The organism is Streptosporangium sp. NPDC049376 (assembly GCF_044466505.1).
Taxonomy (GTDB): Bacteria; Actinomycetota; Actinomycetes; order Streptosporangiales; family Streptosporangiaceae; genus Streptosporangium.
The window spans coordinates 247,356-264,834 of sequence record NZ_JBITMT010000011.1; the positions used below are offsets into that span (position 1 = coordinate 247,356).

Genomic DNA, 17,479 nt, shown 5'->3' on the forward strand with positions numbered 1-17,479 from the left:
AATGAGGCTCACCGTGCACCCTGACCTGGGACAACCGGCACGTTCCGATCACAACATCGCCATATGGGGGGCGCCGGGCAGCGGGAAGACCACGTTCCTCGCCGCCCTCGACATCGCTCTCATCCTCAAGAAGGGGCCGTGGCGGGTCATCGGGGCCGACGGTCCCTCGACCGACTTCCTCATCGAGATGACCACGGCGCTCTCCCACGACCAGCGCTTCCCCCCGGCGACCGGGGCACTGGGCCACTACCGCTGGTTCCTGAGCAAGAAGCCGGAGCCGCAGCCCAGACGATGGGGGCGCAGGCGCAAGGAGGAGCGCGCCTGGAAGATCGGGATCGACGTGCTGGACGCGCCGGGCCGTTCGTACCACTCCAAGCGCGGGCGCGGGACCGACCGGGAGGACCTGCTCGACAACCTCGCCTCAAGCAGGGGCATCGTCTTCCTCTTCGACCCGATCCGGGAGTTCGAGGACGGGGACGCCTTCGCCTACCTGCACGGAGTGCTGGCCGACCTCGCCCAGCGGATGCTCGCCACGGACGAGTTCGCCGACGGCATGCTGCCGCACCACCTCGCCGTCTGCGTCACCAAGTTCGACGAACTGCGGGTTCTGAAGACCGCGCAGAGCCTGAGCCTGCTGAGCCCCGACCCCGCCGACCCCCACTGCTTCCCCCGGGTCGGAGAGGAGGACGCCGAGGAGCTGTTCCAGGCCCTGTCCACCGTCTCGGCCAGCGGAAACGCGAACATGGTGCTGCCCACCCTCAAACAGTTCTTCCACCCCGACCGGATCAAGTTCTTCGTGACCTCGTCGATCGGCTTCTACCTGAACCCGATGAGGGGGACCTTCGACCCCGACGACTTCCAGAACCTGATCCCCGAGGCGCTCGGAGGCGCGGGCGGCGTACGGGACCCGCACACCCCGCCGGGAAGCGGCTACCAGATCCGCGGGCAGGCGCACCCGATCAACGTGGTCGAGCCGATGCTCTGGCTCGGGCAGCAGCTGTCGTCGAACGGGGACGCGAAGGGAGTCCGATGACCAGGGGGGAGGTGCGGCTCGCGGCGGAATGGGCTCTGTGGGGCAAGCTCTCCGACACCAGGGACGACTACAACGTCCTGGCGTGCAGCAGGGGGCGGCTGGGTCACGACGACTTCGTCAAGATCGTCACCCGCTACGCGCCGGGGACCCCCACGGACCTGCCCCAGGTGACGGTCAGCTGGGTCGGGGGCATCGACACCCCCTACATCGGCCTGGCCATCCAGGAGTGGTCGGACCGCAGGGACCGGCTGGGCAGGCCGATCGCCGACACCCGCTACTTCTGCGTGCCCTACGGTCAGGTCGCCGACGGCCCGGTCTCCTACGAGGGGCTCTACGACGCCCTCGTCGGCCGAACGCTGCCGGTCGACGGCCCCCTCAACGTGAACGTCCCCGTCCTCGACCCGAGGGTGATCGCGGACCGGGTCGACAGGACGGCGATGAACGCCGCGGCGCTGCTGCTGACGGACGAGCAGGTCTGCGTGCTGCGGGGCGAGGCCGTCTCGATGCGCGAACGGCTGCGCTTCCTCGACACGGTCGCCGCGCTCCTGCCGTACGGCCTGCGGGCACGGCTGACGGTCTCGACGTGGACCGACAGCTCCGCCGAGCACCGGATCAAGCTCTCGTTCGCCAAGCACACCAGGGAGGGGGCGTACTCCGTCACCTGGGAGGCCGACGACGCCGTCGCCGCCCGCCGTGACATCGCGGGCCGGTACGTGGAACTGCTCGACGCGTTCTCCCCGGAGGAGGCCGTGACCAGGCTCGCGAGGCAGACCGAGCCGCTGTCGTTCAAGGACGCCCAGCAGCGGGTCCTCACCCTGCTCGACGAGGCGAGCCGCGCGACGGCGCTGATGCCCGTCAGGTGGTCGTCCGCGCAGGTCGGTGAGGCGTTGAAGGCCTGCGCCGACCTTCTTGAGCAGGAACGGTACGACGAGCTTGAGGCTCGCCTGGGAAGGCTCAACGCCGCCGCCGGTCTCCTCGACGGGGACCGGCGCCTCCACCGGGAGACCATCAGGGTGAAGCGGCTGCTGTGGGAGTACCCGAAGCTGCCCAAACGCCTGGAGACCTTCCTCTACGACACCGTCCTGGCCGTCGGGTACGGCCCCGAGCTCACCGTCGAAGGCGTGGGGAGGATTCAGGAGGAACTGGGCGGGCTGAGCAAAACGCTGGTCAACGCCATGCTGCGCATGCCCGCCGAGCCCGGCGTCGTGGTGAGACTGCTGCCGCTGTGTTCCGACAACGAGCGCAAGGCGGACGTACTGCGGAAACTGCAGACCGGGGACCTGGTCAGGGCCGCTGCCGGGGAGCCGTTCGACCCGCCGATCGTGCAGCTGGTCTACCGGGAGCTCGTCATGAGGGGCGGCGACGCCGCCGAGGACCCGGCGATCGCCCCGGCGCTGCGGGAGCACGGCTATCTCGCCGCCGCGATCGAATCCGTTCATCCGGACGACGGGGAGACCCGGTTCGCCTGGTTCAGAAGCCTGCTGGTCGCGGCCTACGGCCGGTCGTTCGGGCGCGCCGAGTTCAAGGAGGTGCTCAGGTTTCCCCTCCCGCCCGAGTCGGCGGGGTTGGTCGCCGCCGCGGTGAGCCTGTACGGCTCAGGCGCCCGGAACGTCCTGGTGGACGCCTTCTGCGAGTTCCTGGACCAGGCCCGGCTCGCCCCCAAGACGCTCGACCACGTGGTCGGTCAGCTGCTGTCTCCCGGCCCGAGCCCCCAGCCTGTGAGTCCCCAGCCCGTCCGGCCCCCGGTCACCGCCCCGCCGGTCACCGGGTCTTTGGGCGGCCTGGTTCCCGCCTCGTCACCGCACCAGCGCCCGCGTCCACGTAGGGGTCTTCTCGCCCGGTTCCAGCCGTTCGCCCGGAAACGCAGGGATGACAGCCGGCCTTATGGCCGTGCGATTCCCATAGGGGGCCGGATCCTGATCGCCTTCTTCGTGATCGCGGCCATCGTTGTCGTCTATGTGGTGATCAGGGTGACCCCTTGACCGTCCGGCTGACCGCCGAGTGGGCGCTGTGGGGCAAGGAGCCGGGGACGCGGGACGGGGAGAAGGTGCTCGCCTGCAGCGACGGGAAGGTGGGCGGCGGTGACTTCAGCAAGATCATCACCCGCTACGCGCCGGGCACCTCCACCGAGCTGCCCCAGGTGACGATGAGCTGGTTCGGCGGCAGGGACAGCGCGCACCTGGGCCTGGCCGTACAGGAGTGGTCCGACGAGCGGGACGGGCTCGGCAGGGACATCGCGATCACCCGGTACTTCTGCGTGCCCTACGAGCGGGCCGCCGAGGGGCCGGTGTCCTTCGAGGGGCTCTACCGGGCGTTCGCCGAACGCGCGCTGCCCGTCACGGGGCCGCTCCTGGTGGACGTGCCGACGCTGGACCCGCAGGTGACCGCGCGGGCCGCCGACGAGACCGTGGTGGGCGCGGCGGCGCTGCTGCTGACCGGGCAGCCGGTCTGCGTCGTGAACGGGGAGGACGTGCCGCTGCTCGACCGCCTGCTGTTCTTCGACGCGGTGACGGCGCTGCTGCCGTACGGCTTCAGGGCGAAGATGACCGCCTCGACCTGGACGGACAGCGCCTCGCGGCACCGGATCAGGTTGTCGTTCGCCAGGCACGCGCCCGCGGGGGCGTATCCGGTCTCCTGGGGACGCGGGGCGGAGATCCCCGAGGACCAGGACGTCGCGCGTGTCTACCACAACGCGCTCCTGGGCGGCGACCGGCTCGTGGAGCTGACGGCGCGGTTCGCCCGGGACACCCGGCCGAGGTCCATGAGCGCGGAGAACCTCGCCACGGTCCTGCCGGTGCTCGGTGAACTCGGCCTCCTCTTCGAGTTGCCTGACATATCCGATATATCGAACTTTGAGGAGTGGTTGGCGACCGGGGGAGACGAGGTGCTGACCTCGTGCGCCGACGCCCTCGGGCAGGGGCGGCTCGACATGCTCCCGCAACACCTGGTCCAGCTCAACATCCTGGCGGCGCGGGCGCGTGGGGGAGGCGAACAGGAACGCCACCGGCAGATCATCGGCAGCCGCAGACTGCTGGTGCCGGACCCCACGCTGGACCAGACGATCCAGGAACGCCTCTACGACGCGCTGCTGAGCCTGGCCTACGGGCCCCGGCTCACCGTCGACGGCCTCGACCGGATCGTCCGCGACGCGGGACGCCGGATCCCGCCGCCGCTGGTGGCCGCCCTGCGCCGGATGACGGCCGCCGAGCCGGCCGTCACGGTACGGCTCACCCGCTACCTCGGCGCGGCCGAACGCGCCGCGCTCCTCGCCTCGCTGTCGCCGGACGACCTGGCCGACGCGGCGGCCAGGGAACCCGTCGATCCGCCGTCCGCCAGGACCGCCTGCGACGAGCTGGTACGGCGGGGCGCCGACGAGACCGGGCGGGCGGCCGTCCGCGCCGCGCTGCGGCGACGCGGGCAGCTCGTCGAGGTGGTCCAGCGGCTCCACCCGGGCGACCAGGAAGGCCAGATCCGGCGGCACCGCGACCTGCTGACCGCCGCCTATGGCCAGGAGCCCGGAGAGGAGGCGCTGCGGGAGGTACTCTCCGTCGGGCTTCCTCCGGCGCCGTTGCTCGCCGCGCTGGCCCTCACGTGCGCATGGGACGCCCGCCCCCTCCTCATGAGGGAGGTGTTCCTGACGCTGCTCGGCCAGGGGATCACCCGTGAGCTCCTCGACGACGTCGTGCGGGAACTCGGTGAGCCGGGACGGGACCCGTCCGAGCGGCGGAGGAACACCGCCCGCCGCTCGGGACGGTCCTGACGGGTCACACCTCGGACAGCAGGGCCGTCCAGCGGGCGTGCAGCCGTTCGACCAGGTCACGGTCGAACGGGGCCCGGTAGGTCACCTCGACCAGGCCCTCGTCGGCGACCGGGATGACGTCGAAGAACAGCCCGTACTTGGCGTGTCCCGCCTTCGGCGCCTCGATCTCGACGTCGAGGCCGGGCCACGACAGCTCGGGCACCGCCGGGTTGAGGTCGAAGACGACCTCGACCGGTGTCCCCTGGTCGCCGGGCGCGCCCAGCAGGGCGCCGAGCCGTCCCTGGAGCCCGGCGCGGTAGTCCTCGAAGGAACCGGCCACGGTGCTGGGGACGGCCACCACGTCGAGGAAGTGCCCGGCGAAGGCGTGCTCCCGCTCGGTCGTCCTGCGGTCCACGTGGACGCCGACGGACAGTTCGGCCCTGCCGGTCACCTCGTGCAGCGCGTGGCCGAACGCGCAGAAGGCGAGCGTGAACGGCGTGCACCCCAGGCTCCTGGCGCGTTCGGCGACCGCCGCCCACAGCCCCTCGGGCAGGCGGGAGGTGTGCCGGGCCGCCGGGGCGAAGTCCTCCTCGGCGACCGGCGCCACGGCCCCGACCGGCCCCGCGTCCCCCGTGCGGGCGGGGACGGATGTGACGACCGGGGTCAGCGGAAGGCCCTTCTTCGCCTGGGCGTAGGCCTCGGTGAGGTCGGACAGCAGGAGCGCGGCGGACACCCCGTCCATGACGACGTGGTGCGCGCACAGCACGAGCGTGTGCAGGCCGGGACCGCGGTCGAGCAGCGCGGCGCGGAACAGCGGCCCCCGGTCCAGCGGGAACGGCCTGTCGGTCAGCTCCCGGACCACCTCCACCGCCGTGCCCTCAAGGAGGGGCACGTCGAGCGTGGCCTCAGGGTCACACCGCAGCAGCGTCCCGTCCCCGGAGAGTACGGCCCGCAGCGCCGGGTGACGGCGCCAGACCGCCCTGACCGCCGCGACCAGGGCGTCCCTGTCGAGGTCGCCGCGCAGGTGCAGCAGCACGGTCTCGTGGTAGGCGCTCCACTCGGGGCCGTGCTCGTCCTGGAGCCGTGCCAGCCGCCGCTGCTGCGGGGTCGCGGGCCATTCGAGGGGCTTCCTCGCGGGCAGGAAACCGGCGGAACGCAGCCGGTGCACCCCCCGCTGGACCGCCTCGACCAGCTCGTCGGCGTCCCGGTCGTCGTGGGCGGTCGACAGGAAGAACGTCCGGCCCTCCCAGACGTAGAGCCCGTCGGACAGCAGGCTCTGGTACAGCATCTCCAGCTGCAACGGCTGGTAGAAGTTGGACGCGCCCCGGTACTCGAACCGCCACAGCGAGCCGAACGAGGCGATGGTGTACGGCAGCTCCTCGGCCCGGATGATCTCGGAGAGCGCGTCGGTGATCCGTTTGGCCCGGCCGTTCAGATCCTCGTAGAGCGCCGGTCCCCGGCTCTCCAGATGGTCGAGTACGGCACGGGCCGCGCTGACCGCCAGCGGGTGCTTCTGGAAGGTCCCGCCGAACAGGGTCGTCGCCGCCGTCGGCGCGCTGTCGTCGCCGTAGCCCCAGCTGCCGCCGTCCATGCCGTCCATCAGGTCGGCGCGGCCCGCGATGGCCGCGATCGGCAGGCCGCCACCGAGGATCTTGCCGTAGGTCGCCATGTCGGGCGTGATGCCGAAGTATCCGGCCGCGCCCCGGATGCCGATCCGGAACCCGGTGATCATCTCGTCGAAGATCAGCACGATGCCGTTCTCGGCGGTGAAACGCCGCAGCTCGGCCAGGAACTCCGCGGGCTGCACGGACGGGTTGCGGTTCTGCACGGGCTCGACGACGATCGCGGCCAGCTCACCGGCCACACTCCGCAGGTGGGCCAGCGATTCGGCCTCGCCGTACGGAAGCACGACCGCCTCGCCGATCGCGCCGGGGGACAGGCCGGGGGCGATCGGCATGGACTGGCCGGGCTCAAGACCGCCCCGGGCCAGAACCGCGTCCACCAGCCCGTGGTAGGACTTCTCGAAGTAGGCGATCTTGTGACGGCCGGTGGCGAGCCTGGCCAGCCGGATCGCGCCCATCACGGCCTCGGAGCCGGTGTTGCAGAACGTCACCCGGTCGTGGCCGGTGATCCGGCAGAACTGCTCGGCCAGCTCGTAGCTCTGCCGTAGCTGGTAGCCGAGGGAGAAGGCCCGGTCGAGCTGACGCCGTACGGCCTCGGAGACGAACTCGGGGGTGTGGCCGAAGAGCTGGACGCCGAACCCCATGCAGTAGTCCGTGTAGGGGTTGCCCGACTCGTCCCAGATCCTGGCGCCCTGGACCCGGTCGGCCACGATGGGGACGAGCAGCTCCTTCACCTCGGGCCTGAAGTTCGCCCACGGGCGGCTCTCGGCCAGACGAGGCCGGTAGGCGCCCGCCAGCTTCTTCGACGCCGCGTCCCGCGCGTCCATCCGCGAGGCCAGCTCGTCCACGTAACGCTGCTGGTCGTCGGTGAGCCTGCCGGCGGGACGGGACGCGGGGGCCGTGACCGGCGGAGCGGCGGCGGGCCTCGCCACGGGAGGCTCGGGGACCTGCGGAAGTCGAGGGGCGACGCCGTCGGCCACGGGGGCGGGGGCGGGGAGAACGGAAGGCGCGGGGGCCCCACCGGGGGCGAGCGCCCGCAACTGCTCCCGCATGAGGGCGAGCTGCTCGGCGACGACATGGGCGACGGTCGCGTCGACCGGCCCCGGCGCCGTGTTCTGCGCCAGGCCGTACACCAGGTTCTGGGCCGTGTTCTGCACCGTGTTCTGGGGCAGGGGCGAGACCGGGACCACCGTCTGGGTCGTCGCCGTGGTGACCGCGACCGTCGTGGTCACCGGCGCGGCCTGCGCCTCGACGGCGGCGGCCAGCGCCCGCACGGTCGGGTGCTCGTCGAACAGCATCGTCGGCTGGAAGGCGGTCCCGTACCGCTCGTTGATCTGCGAGACGACCTTCAGCAGAACCAGGCTGTCTGCGCCCAGGTCCAGGAACCTGGCGTGGTCGGAGAGCTCGGCGGGACTCAGCTTGAGGTGTCCGGCGAGCAGCGTCCTGATCGTGGTGACGACGTCGTCCCTCATGCCGCTTTCCTTCGAGTTCTCGGTGAGCGCCCAGTGACGGGTCCGCTGCCAGGGATAGGTGGGGAGGCCGGGCAGGAACGCGCCGCCGGGGGAGACGGCCGTCCAGTCCAGTTCGGCCCCCGCTAGATAGAGATCGACGAGCGTGGGGACGGTGCCGCCGTCGCGGTGCGCCTGCACGACACGGGCGGTGCCGCCGTTGCGCCGCGCGGTCCTGACGATCCCCGACGCGAGGGTCGGCTTCGGGCCGATCTCAAGGAAGGCGCCGAACCCCATCTCGACCAGCGCCTCGACCGCCTCCTGGAAGCGGACGGGCCCGGTGATGCCCTCCGCCCAGTAGTCGGCGTCGAGCCGCACGCCGTTCACGATCGCGCCCAGCGAGGTCGAGCAGAACAACGCCGTCCCGCCGGGGGCCGTCGGCGTGACCCGCGCCCGCCGCATCGCCTCGGCGGCGGGCCGCATCAGCGGGCTGTGGAAGGCGTACTCGCCGGGCAGCGGCGTACAGGTGAACCCGGCCTTCCTCAGCGCCTCGGTCGCGGTGGTCAGGGCAGGCCCGGGGCCGGAGACCACGAAGGCGCCGGGGCCGTTGTGGGCGGCGACCACGACCTCGTCCCCGAGGTACGGCGCCGCGTCGGCCATCGGACCGCCCACGGCGACCACGTGACCGCTCCCGTGGGCCAGCCGCATCGCGGCCCCGCGCGCGGCCGTCAGCCGGGCCGCCGACTCCAGGTCCAGCAGCCCCGCCGCGTAGGCCGCGGCCGTCTCTCCCGCGCTGTGCCCGACGACGGCCGCCGGGACGATCCCCAGGGAACGCCACAGCTCGTACAGCCCGGCCTGGAAGGTGAACAGCGTCGCCTGCGCCACGTCGGTGTACGGCGGCAGCGCCTCCTGCCCGGTGAGCAGCTCCCGCACGGAGACGTCCAGCTCGGCGCGGAAGACCGGCTCGCAACGCGCCACGACCTCGGCGAAGGGGGCCCGGTCCATCAGGTGACGGGCCATGCCCGGGTACTGGGCGCCCTGACCGGAGAAGACCAGCACCGGGTCCCGCCAGGGCGGCCCGTCGTCCGAGGTCCTCGGCAGGTCCCGCAGCTCGTCCAGGAGCCGCGCCCTGCCCTCGGCGCCGTCCGCCACGACCAGGGCGGCCCGGTGCCGGTGGTGTGCCCGCCGTACGGCCGCGCTGTGGCACAGGTCGGTGAGGGAGACCTCCTCGTGCGCCGCGACGAAGTCGGCGTAACGCCCGGCCAGGACCCGCAGGGCCTTCGCGCTGCGCGCGGAGAGCGGCAGCACCAGCGGCCCGCCCCCGGCCTCGGTTCCGGCCTCGGTTTCGGCCCTGGCTTCGAGTTCGGTCCCGCGGGCGGTGTCCGGTGGTTCGGGGGCGCGGGCCGTACGGGTGGGGGCGGCGGAGACGACGACGTGCGCGTTGGTGCCGCCGAAGCCGAACGAGCTGACCGCCCCGACCAGCGGTCCCTCGCCGGTCCAGGCGAGCGGTTCGGTGACCACCCGCATCCTGGTGCCCTCAAGCCTGAGCCTGGGATTGGGCGGGGTCGAGTGCAGTGAGGCGGGCAGGTGGCCGTTGCGCAGGCACAGGACCAGCTTGACCAGCCCCGCGATCCCGGCCGCCGCCTCGGCGTGCCCGATGTTGGACTTCACCGAGCCGACATGACACAGGCCCGCCTTCCGCCTGCCGTACGTGCGGGTCAGCGCGCCCATCTCGATCGGGTCACCCAGCGCGGTGCCCGAACCGTGCGCCTCGACGTAGGAGACCGCCTCGGCGGGCAGGTCCGCGTCGGCGAGCGCGGCCCGGATCACCGCCTCCTGGGCGGGACCGTTGGGCGCGGTCAGGCCGTTGCTCCGGCCGTCCTGGTTGACCGCGGAGCCCCGGATGACGGCCAGGATCTCGTCGCCGTCGCGCACGGCCGCGTCGAGCGGCTTGAGCAGCAGCAGGGCACAGCCGTCGGAACGCACGAAACCGTCGCCGTCAGCGCCGAAGGAACGGCACCGTCCGTCCGAGGCCATCATCCCGAACCTGGACAGCGACACCCAGTTCTCCGGCGCCAGCACGAGATTGACCGCCCCGGCCAGCGCCACCGGGCAGGAACCACGCCGCAGGCTCTGCACCGCCATGTCCACCGCCACCAGCCCCGAGGAACAGGCGGTGTCGACCGCGACACTCGGCCCGTGCATGTCCCAGGCGTAGGAGATGCGGTTGGCCGCGATGGACAGGGCCTGACCGGTGCTGAAGTACGGCCCGATGGCCGACAGGTCACCGCCCAGGGCACGGCCGTACTCGCTGCCGCTGATGCCGACGAAGACCCCGCAGTCACGGACCAGGTCGTGGGTCGGCGGCAGCCCGGCACGTTCCATCGCCTCGTAGGCGACCTCAAGCAACAACCGTTGCTGGGGGTCCATCTGCTCGGCCTCGGCGGGGGAGAGACCGAAGAAGGCGGCGTCGAACTCCTCGATCCCGTCGACGCAGCCCGCCCACCGGCTGCTGATCTTCCCGGCCTCCGCCGGGTCCGCCGAGTACAGCCTCTCGACGGACCATCGGCTGTGCGGCACCTCCCCGACGGCGTCCACCCCGTCGACCAGGAGCCGCCACAGCTCCTCGGGCGAGGTGACACCGCCGGGGAAGCGGCAGGCCATCGCGACGACGGCGATCTCTTTCACTCTGATTCCAGTGCTTTGGCCAGGTCGGAGATGGTCGGGTAGTCGAAGACCATCGACGAGGGGACCGGCGTGCCGAGCAGACGCTCCAGCTCCCCGGCCAGCTCGTGGGCACCCTTGGAGTCGAGACCGTAGTCGGCGAAGGGAACGTGGTCGTCGAGCTGGGTGACCGGGACGCCGACCACCCTGCCCAGCAGGAACCTGAGCATCGGCTTGGCCGCGGCGGCGCTGACCCGCGCCGAGACCACGGTCCGCTCCGCGCGGTGACGAACCCGCAGCTCACCGGCGGCGAGCCTGCGACCGCACTCGTTCCTGCGGACCTTGCCACTCGACGTCTTCGGCACGCTGCCCGGCTGGACCAGGGCGATCACGTCGAGCTTGAGCTGGAACGTCTCGGAGATCGCCCGCTGGATCGTGGTCGCCGTCGCCGCGAGCGCCTCCTCGGACTGGTTGCCGCGAACCTCGCAGACCATGCCGACCGAGTCACCGTCCTGGAAGGCCGCCAGGCAGCCGGGACGGATCTGCGGATCGGCCCGCTCGGCCACCTGCTCCAGGTCCACCGGGTGGTAGTTCTGGCCCCGGACGATGATGACGTCCTTGAGCCTGCCGGTGACGTACAGCTCACCCTCGTGGAAGAAGCCCAGGTCACCGGTGTACAGCTCGGTCATCTTGGCCGGGTCCCCGTGGAAGCCCCGCGCCACGCCCCACCCGGTCACCCGGATCTCGCCGACGGCGTCCTCCGGCAGCTGCTCGCGGGTCGTCGGGGAGACGATCGAGACGTTGATGCCGGGAATCGGGCGTCCGCAGGACAGGAGCGTCCGCCCGGTCGGCGACAGTTTGACGACGCTCTCGGCGAGCGCGTCCCGGTCGGCGACGACCCGGCCCGGCATCTCGTGCAACGGAGGAGTCGTCACCGCGAGCGTGCACTCGGCCAGGCCGTACGAGGGGCGCATCGCGGCGGGGTCGAAGCCGTACGGGGCGAAGGCCTCGGCGAAACGGTCGACGGTCTCGGCCCGCACCGGTTCGGCGCCGTTGATCGCCACCCGCCAGGTGTCCAGCCGCAACCCGGCCCGCCTGGCCTCGGGAATCCTGCGCAGGCACAGGTCGTAGGCGAAGTCGGGGGCGGCGGCGTGGGTGCCTCCGAAGTCGGAGATCGCCCGCAGCCAGCGCTCCGGGTCACGCACGAAGGCCTGCGGCGACAGCGTCACGATGCGGGCACCCCGTAGCAGGGGGACCAGGGTGCCCAGCACGAGGCCGAGGTCGTGGAAGACCGGTACCCAGGTCACCAGCACCGACTCGGAGTCGAGGCCGAGCGCGGCACCGAAGTAGTCGACCTCGTCGAGCACGTTGCCGTGCGTGATCTCGATGCCGCGCGGCGAACCGGTCGAGCCCGAGGTGTACTGCAGGTAGGCGACGTCGTCCCGCCGGGCCGTACGCTCACGCGCGGGTCCCGGCTCGCCCGGTGCGGCGTGGCTGAGCCACGTCACCTCCGACAGGCGCGGGCTCAGCGCGACCACGTCGGCCACGGCCACCTGACGGGCGGCCGCCGCCGCGGTGATCCCGGCGTCCTCGACGATTCTGGTGAGGCGTTCGGCGGCCCGGTGGTAGGGGATCTGCGGTTCGGGCGCGGGGACGGGAACCGCCCCGGCCATCAGACAGCCGAAGAACTCCACGACGAAGTCGACGCCCGCGTTGTGCAGCAGCATGACGTGCTGCCCGGGGGCGACGACCGCGCTCAACCTGGTGGCGAACTCGGTGGCTCTGGCGTGGAGCTCGCCGAAGGTCACCTCCAGCTGCCTGGGCGTGTGCCCGGCCTCGAAGTCAAGATGGGTGACGGCCAGCCGGTCCGGCCGTAAGCGCGCCTGGTGCGCGAGGGCGTCCTCGATGAGCTGCACGGGCTCAGATCCGTTCACGCAGGCTGCGCGGGCGCATGTCGGTCCACACCTTCTCGATGTGGGCCAGGCACTCGTCCTCGGACCCCCGATGGCCGGCGTCGGCCCACCCCGGGGGGAGCGTCCGTTCCGCGGGCCATATCGAGTATTGGTCTTCGTCGTTGACCACGACGACGTGGGTCATTGGAGCTCCTCGCGGTAGTTGGAGTACGGCTGGGAGGTCATGGCGTGCACGGCCCGCAGGAAGGAGTCCGCGTAGTCCGCGGCGACCGTGTGCGGCAGTTTCGAGGCCGGATAGTCGGCGATGAGCAGGGCCCGGTCCGTGGACGGGTCCTGCACGAACCCGATGCTGAGCGTGAAGTGGTTGGGTTCGTACCGCATCGTCGGCGCGCACCCGATGCGTTCGTCGTCGATCCGGACCCCGGCGAGCGCGTGGAACCGGTTGAATCCGAAGTTGGCGTCCAGATTCCAGTCGCGCATGTGACGGGCGAGCGTCGCGAACGGCACCCGCCGGTGGGGCATGATCGCCGTCTCCTCCCGGTGCACCCGCCGTACCAGGTCGATCCAGGTCCCGCCGTCGAGACTGACGGAGAAGGGGACCGTGTTGAGGAACAGGCCGAGCGCCTCGGTGCCCGCCTCCTCCTCGACCCTGCCGTTGACGCCGAGGCCGGTGACGACCTCCGTGCGGCCCGACACCCGGCCGAGGGCGACCAGGTGGGCGGTCAGGGCGACGCTCTTCCTGCTGGTGCCCGCCGTCACGGCCAGCTGGGACATCGCCCGGAACAGCTCGCCGTTCACCTCGCGGTCGATGCTGTGCGCCACGGTCGCCGTCTGGCCGAGACCGGTGAACAGGGTGCCGTCCACCCCCGACAGGCGTTCCTTCCAGAACGCGACCGACTCCGCCGAACCCGCCGCTGCCCGTTCCAGGGCGATGAACCTGCTGAAACGCGACTTCGGCGGTGCCGCGGGCGGCGTCTCGGGGTGGTCGCGCAGCAGGGTGTGCCGCTTGAGGATCTCGGCGACCAGTGAGGTGAAGCTCCAGCCGTCCAGGATCGCGTGGTGCTCGGTGAGTGTGAGCTGGAAGGCCGTCGGGGACAGCCGCTGGGCCGTCACCCGGAACAGCGGGGCCGTACGCAGGTCGAACGGGGTCGCCCACTCCCGTTCGACGAGCGCGGTGATCGCCGCCTGCTGGTCGGCCCCCTGGAGGTCCTCGACGATCAGCGGCGACGGCGCGGCACGGTGGACGAGCTGCATGGGCTCGCTGAAGGAGGCCAGGTCGAGGGAGGTGCGCAGCACCGGGTGCCGCGCCACGGCCTCGGTCAGGACCCTGGCGAGCGCCTCCTCGTCCAGCGGCGTCGCCACCCGGTAGCTGTTGACGTTGTGGTACGGCCGCCGCTCGGGTTCGAGCTCCATGTGGTAGACCATCGCCAGCTGCATGGAGGTCATCGGGTAGGCGTCCACGACGTCGTCGAGCGCCTCGACCCGCCGCCGGTCGGCCTCGCCGAGCAGCGAGAACGGCTCGGGAGGCGGCCCGTCCTCGGCCGGCGTCATCAGGGCCGCCGCCTCGTGGACCGTGGGGTGGGCGAACAGCACGTCGAGCGGCAGCGCGTAACCCGACCGCCTGAGCCGTCCGGCGACCTGCACGCTGCGCACCGAGTCGCCGCCCAGCTCGAAGAAGTTGTCGTCCCTGCCGACCCGGTCCAGCTTCAGCACCTCGGCCAGGGCGTCGGCCAACGCCTGCTCCGCGGGGCCGCTCGGCGGGTCGTAGGGCCGCTCCCCGCGTCCCGGATCGGGCAGTGCCCGCTGGTCCACCTTGCCGTTCGGGGTCAGCGGGATGCCCTCAAGCGGCACGACCGCCGAAGGCACCATGTAGTCCGGCAGCCTGGCCGCCAGGTAGGCGCGCAGCTCGGACGCCCCCGGCCACCCGTCGCGGGGCACGACGTAGGCCAGCAGCCGCCCCTCCCTGACCACGACCACGCAGGAACGCACCGCGTCGTGCCCGTCGAGGACCCGCTGGATCTCACCCGGTTCGATGCGGAAACCACGGATCTTGACCTGGTCGTCGATCCTGCCGAGATACTCCAGGTCCCCGCCGGGCAGCCTGCGGACCAGGTCACCGCTGCGGTAACGCCGCGCTCCCGGCCTCGCCGGGTCGGGCACGAAACGCGAGGCGGTCAGCCCGGGACGGCCCACGTAGACGCCGGTCACCCCGTACCCGCCGACGTACAGCTCCCCGGGCACCCCGTCCGGTACGGCCCGGCCGTGCCGGTCGACGATCTCGGCCGACAGGTGGGGCAGGGGCCGCCCGATCACGCTGCGGTCGAAGGGCGTCTCCGGGGTGATGTCGTAGGCCGTGACGTGGACCGTCGTCTCGGTGATGCCGTACATGTTGCACAACCGGGCGTTCGGCCCCGCCCCGGTGGCGAACCACCGGCGCACGTGGTGCGGCTGCAGCGCCTCACCGCCGAAGACGATCAGCCTGAGGTCGTCGAGGACCCTCGGCGCCTCCTCGAAGAGGCCGACGAGCTGGCCGAACGCGGAGGGCGTCTGGCTGAGGCAGGTGACCCGCTCCCGCTGCAGGAGGCCGGCGAAGTCCTCCGGCGACCTGGCGACCTCCTTCGGCACGACCACCAGGCGCCCGCCGTACAGCAGGGCACCCCACATCTCCCACACGGAGAAGTCGAAGGTGTAGGAGTGGAACAGCGTCCACACGTCCCCCGGGCCGGGGGTGAAACGCTCCTCGGTCGCGTCGAACAGCTCCGCCACGTTCGCGTGGGTGACGGCCACCCCCTTCGGACGGCCGGTCGAGCCCGAGGTGTAGATGATGTACGCGGTCGTCCCGACGGGGACGGCCAGGCCGAGGTTGTCCGACGGGTGGTTGGCGATGGCCTCCGCCTCCTCGTCGAGCCCGACGGTGACGCCCTCCCCCACCCGGTCGGCGACGACCACCTTGGCGCCCGCGTCCTCAAGCAGGAACGCCACCCGTTCCGCCGGGGTCTCCGGGGCGATCGGCAGGTAGGCGGCGCCCGCCTTCAGCACCGCGAGCACGGCCTCGACCTGGCGGGGAGTGCGTTCGAGCAGCAGGGCGACCCGGTCGCCCGGCCGTACGCCACGGGCCCGCAGGTGACGGGCCAGCCGGTTGGCCCTGGCGTTGAGCTCCTCGTAGGTGACGTCGGTCGCGATCCGCTCCCGGTGCAGGGCGGTGACCGCCTCGAAACGCTCGTGCAGGCAGGCCCCGGGCTCACGGCTCACCGGTACGGCGACGCCGTGCCCGGCACCGGAGGTCAGGGGCAGCTCGGAGACCGGGGTCCCCGGCGCCTCGACGGCGGCGCTCAGCAGGGTCAGCCAGTGCCCGGCCAGCCGTTCGACCGTGGCGGCGTCGAACAGGCCCGTGGCGTACTCGACCTCGCCCCGCATGCGGCGCCCGTCGTCGAAGACGGACAGCAGCAGGTCGAACTTGGCGGTGCCGGTGGTCATGACACGCGGGGTCCCGCTCACCTCGCCGAGCCGCATCGGCCCGGTGTCCTGCGCGCCGTGCGCGCCGAAGGCGACGTTCATCAGCGGCCGGTCGACGACCATGTCGAGCGGCGCCCGGTGGTGGTCGAGATCCTCCATGACGTCACGGCCGACCGCGGCCAGCAGCTCGTGGAAGCTCTCCCCGCCGTCGATCCTGGTGCGCAGCGGCAGCACGGTGACGAAGTAGCCGATCAGGTCCTCGATCTCGATCCGGTCCCTGCCCGCCACCGGGGAGCCGATGACCAGGTCGTCCTGACCGGTGTAGCGGTGCAGCAACACCGCGAACGCGGTGAACAGCACGACGAACGGGGTGACCTCCTCGTCCATGGCCAGCACGCGCACCCGTTCGGTCACCTCGGGCGGCAGGTCGAACAGGTGGGTCGCCCCCTCCGTCAACCGCACCGGGGGACGGGGCCGGTCGGTGTGCAGCGTCACCCGTTCCGGCGCGCCCGCCAGGCGCCGCTGCCAGTAGTCGAGGTCCTCACGCGGGTCCTGCTCCCGCTGCCACGCCGCGTAGTCGGCGTACTGGATCGGCGGCGCGGGCAGCCGGGGCGTACGACCCTCGGCCCGCGCGGTGTACAGCACGGCCAGTTCGTGTTCGAAGACCGGCAGCGAGAGCCCGTCACAGGCGATGTGGTGGAAGACGACCACCAGGACGCACCCGTCCTCGGCCCAGCGCAGCAGCCGCGCCCGGACCGGCAGGTCACGCTCCAGGTCGAACGGCCTGCGCGCCTCGCCGAGGACCAGGTCGTCGACGGCCTCCGGCGCGCACTCGGTCACCGTCAGCGCGAACGCCGTCTCCTGCCTGACCACCTGGTACGGCTCCGACACCGAGGCGAGGAACGCGCTGCGCAGGATGTCGTGCCGCCCGACGATCGTCCCGAGGCACTCCGCGAGCAGGTCGGCGTCGACCGGCCCTTCGAGCCGCAGCACCCAGGGGATGTTGTGCAACGCGGTGCCCGGGGTCAGCCGGTCGAGCAGCCACAGGGCACGCTGGCCGTACGTGAGCGGGGCCGTCTCCAGGTTCCCCGGCCTGAGCGGCTGCCAGCCGTGTCCGACGGTCGTCATGTCAGTCCTCCCCGTCCGTGAGGCCGGCCACGGCCGCCGCCCACTCGTGGTCACTCATCTCCGGCAGCGCGGCGACGGCCTCCGCCCGGCGCAGTACGGCCTCCGGCGAGGACGCCTTCTCCAGCAGCACCGCGGCCTGTTCCGCGACGGTCCTCGCGGTGAAGAACACCCGTGGCGGCAGGTCGATCCGCAGCGCCACCGCGACCCGCGCCTTCACCTTGGCGATCGCGAACGAGTGCGCCCCCAGCTCGAACACGTCGTCCTCGGCGCCCACGGACGCCAGGCCGAGCACCCGGCCCCAGATGTCGGCGAGGGTACGGCGCACCGGGTCGGCCTCCCCGGCGGGCTCCGCTGCGGACTTCTCCGCGGCTGCCCGGTCGTTCGGTAGGGGGGTGAGGGTGTGGGGTGGGGGCAGGGCGTTGCGGTCGGTCTTGCCGTTGTGGGTGGTGGGCAGGTGGGTCAGGGGCAGGTAGGTG

At 72.1% G+C, this 17,479-nt stretch carries 8 protein-coding genes; 3 read left to right on the top strand and 5 right to left on the bottom strand.

Going from position 1 to position 17,479, the window contains the following annotated elements; all coding sequences use genetic code 11:
- Positions 1-13: 13 nt before the first annotated feature.
- From ACIBVQ_RS26550 to ACIBVQ_RS26560, 3 genes are read left to right on the top strand one after another with little or no spacing between them, the layout of a single operon-like run.
- Positions 14-1,033, top strand: coding sequence for a hypothetical protein (locus tag ACIBVQ_RS26550; protein ID WP_352012962.1), 1,020 nt, complete (start codon positions 14-16; stop codon positions 1,031-1,033).
- Positions 1,030-3,015 (top strand): hypothetical protein, encoded by a 1,986-nt coding sequence (locus ACIBVQ_RS26555; protein ID WP_399180696.1) that lies wholly within the window; start codon positions 1,030-1,032, stop codon positions 3,013-3,015. Before ACIBVQ_RS26550 ends, ACIBVQ_RS26555 begins: the two co-directional genes overlap by 4 nt.
- Positions 3,012-4,793 carry a hypothetical protein gene (locus tag ACIBVQ_RS26560; RefSeq protein ID WP_399180698.1) on the top strand — a complete coding sequence of 594 codons (1,782 nt, stop codon included), beginning with the start codon at positions 3,012-3,014 and terminating at the stop codon, positions 4,791-4,793. The genes ACIBVQ_RS26555 and ACIBVQ_RS26560 overlap by 4 nt, the downstream gene beginning before the upstream one ends.
- Before the next feature lie 4 nt (positions 4,794-4,797).
- On the opposite strand, the gene ACIBVQ_RS26565 is transcribed toward ACIBVQ_RS26560, so the two are convergent.
- The 5 genes from ACIBVQ_RS26565 to ACIBVQ_RS26585 all read right to left on the bottom strand — a co-directional run.
- The gene (locus ACIBVQ_RS26565; protein ID WP_399180700.1) at positions 4,798-10,530 is read right to left on the bottom strand and encodes an aminotransferase class III-fold pyridoxal phosphate-dependent enzyme; all 5,733 of its coding nucleotides are present in this window, start codon (positions 10,528-10,530) and stop codon (positions 4,798-4,800) included.
- On the bottom strand, positions 10,527-12,440 hold the full coding sequence (locus tag ACIBVQ_RS26570; RefSeq protein ID WP_362917520.1) for an AMP-binding protein: 1,914 nt from the start codon (positions 12,438-12,440) through the stop codon (positions 10,527-10,529). The genes ACIBVQ_RS26565 and ACIBVQ_RS26570 overlap by 4 nt, the downstream gene beginning before the upstream one ends.
- The gene (locus ACIBVQ_RS26575; protein WP_352012967.1) at positions 12,427-12,603 is read right to left on the bottom strand and encodes an MbtH family NRPS accessory protein; all 177 of its coding nucleotides are present in this window, start codon (positions 12,601-12,603) and stop codon (positions 12,427-12,429) included. The genes ACIBVQ_RS26570 and ACIBVQ_RS26575 overlap by 14 nt, the downstream gene beginning before the upstream one ends.
- Positions 12,600-17,003, bottom strand: coding sequence for an amino acid adenylation domain-containing protein (locus tag ACIBVQ_RS26580; RefSeq protein ID WP_399180703.1), 4,404 nt, complete (start codon positions 17,001-17,003; stop codon positions 12,600-12,602). Before ACIBVQ_RS26580 ends, ACIBVQ_RS26575 begins: the two co-directional genes overlap by 4 nt.
- Position 17,004: 1 nt before the next feature.
- On the bottom strand, positions 17,005-17,479 hold a 475-nt coding region (locus tag ACIBVQ_RS26585; protein ID WP_399180705.1), incomplete at its 5' end, for a phosphopantetheine-binding protein.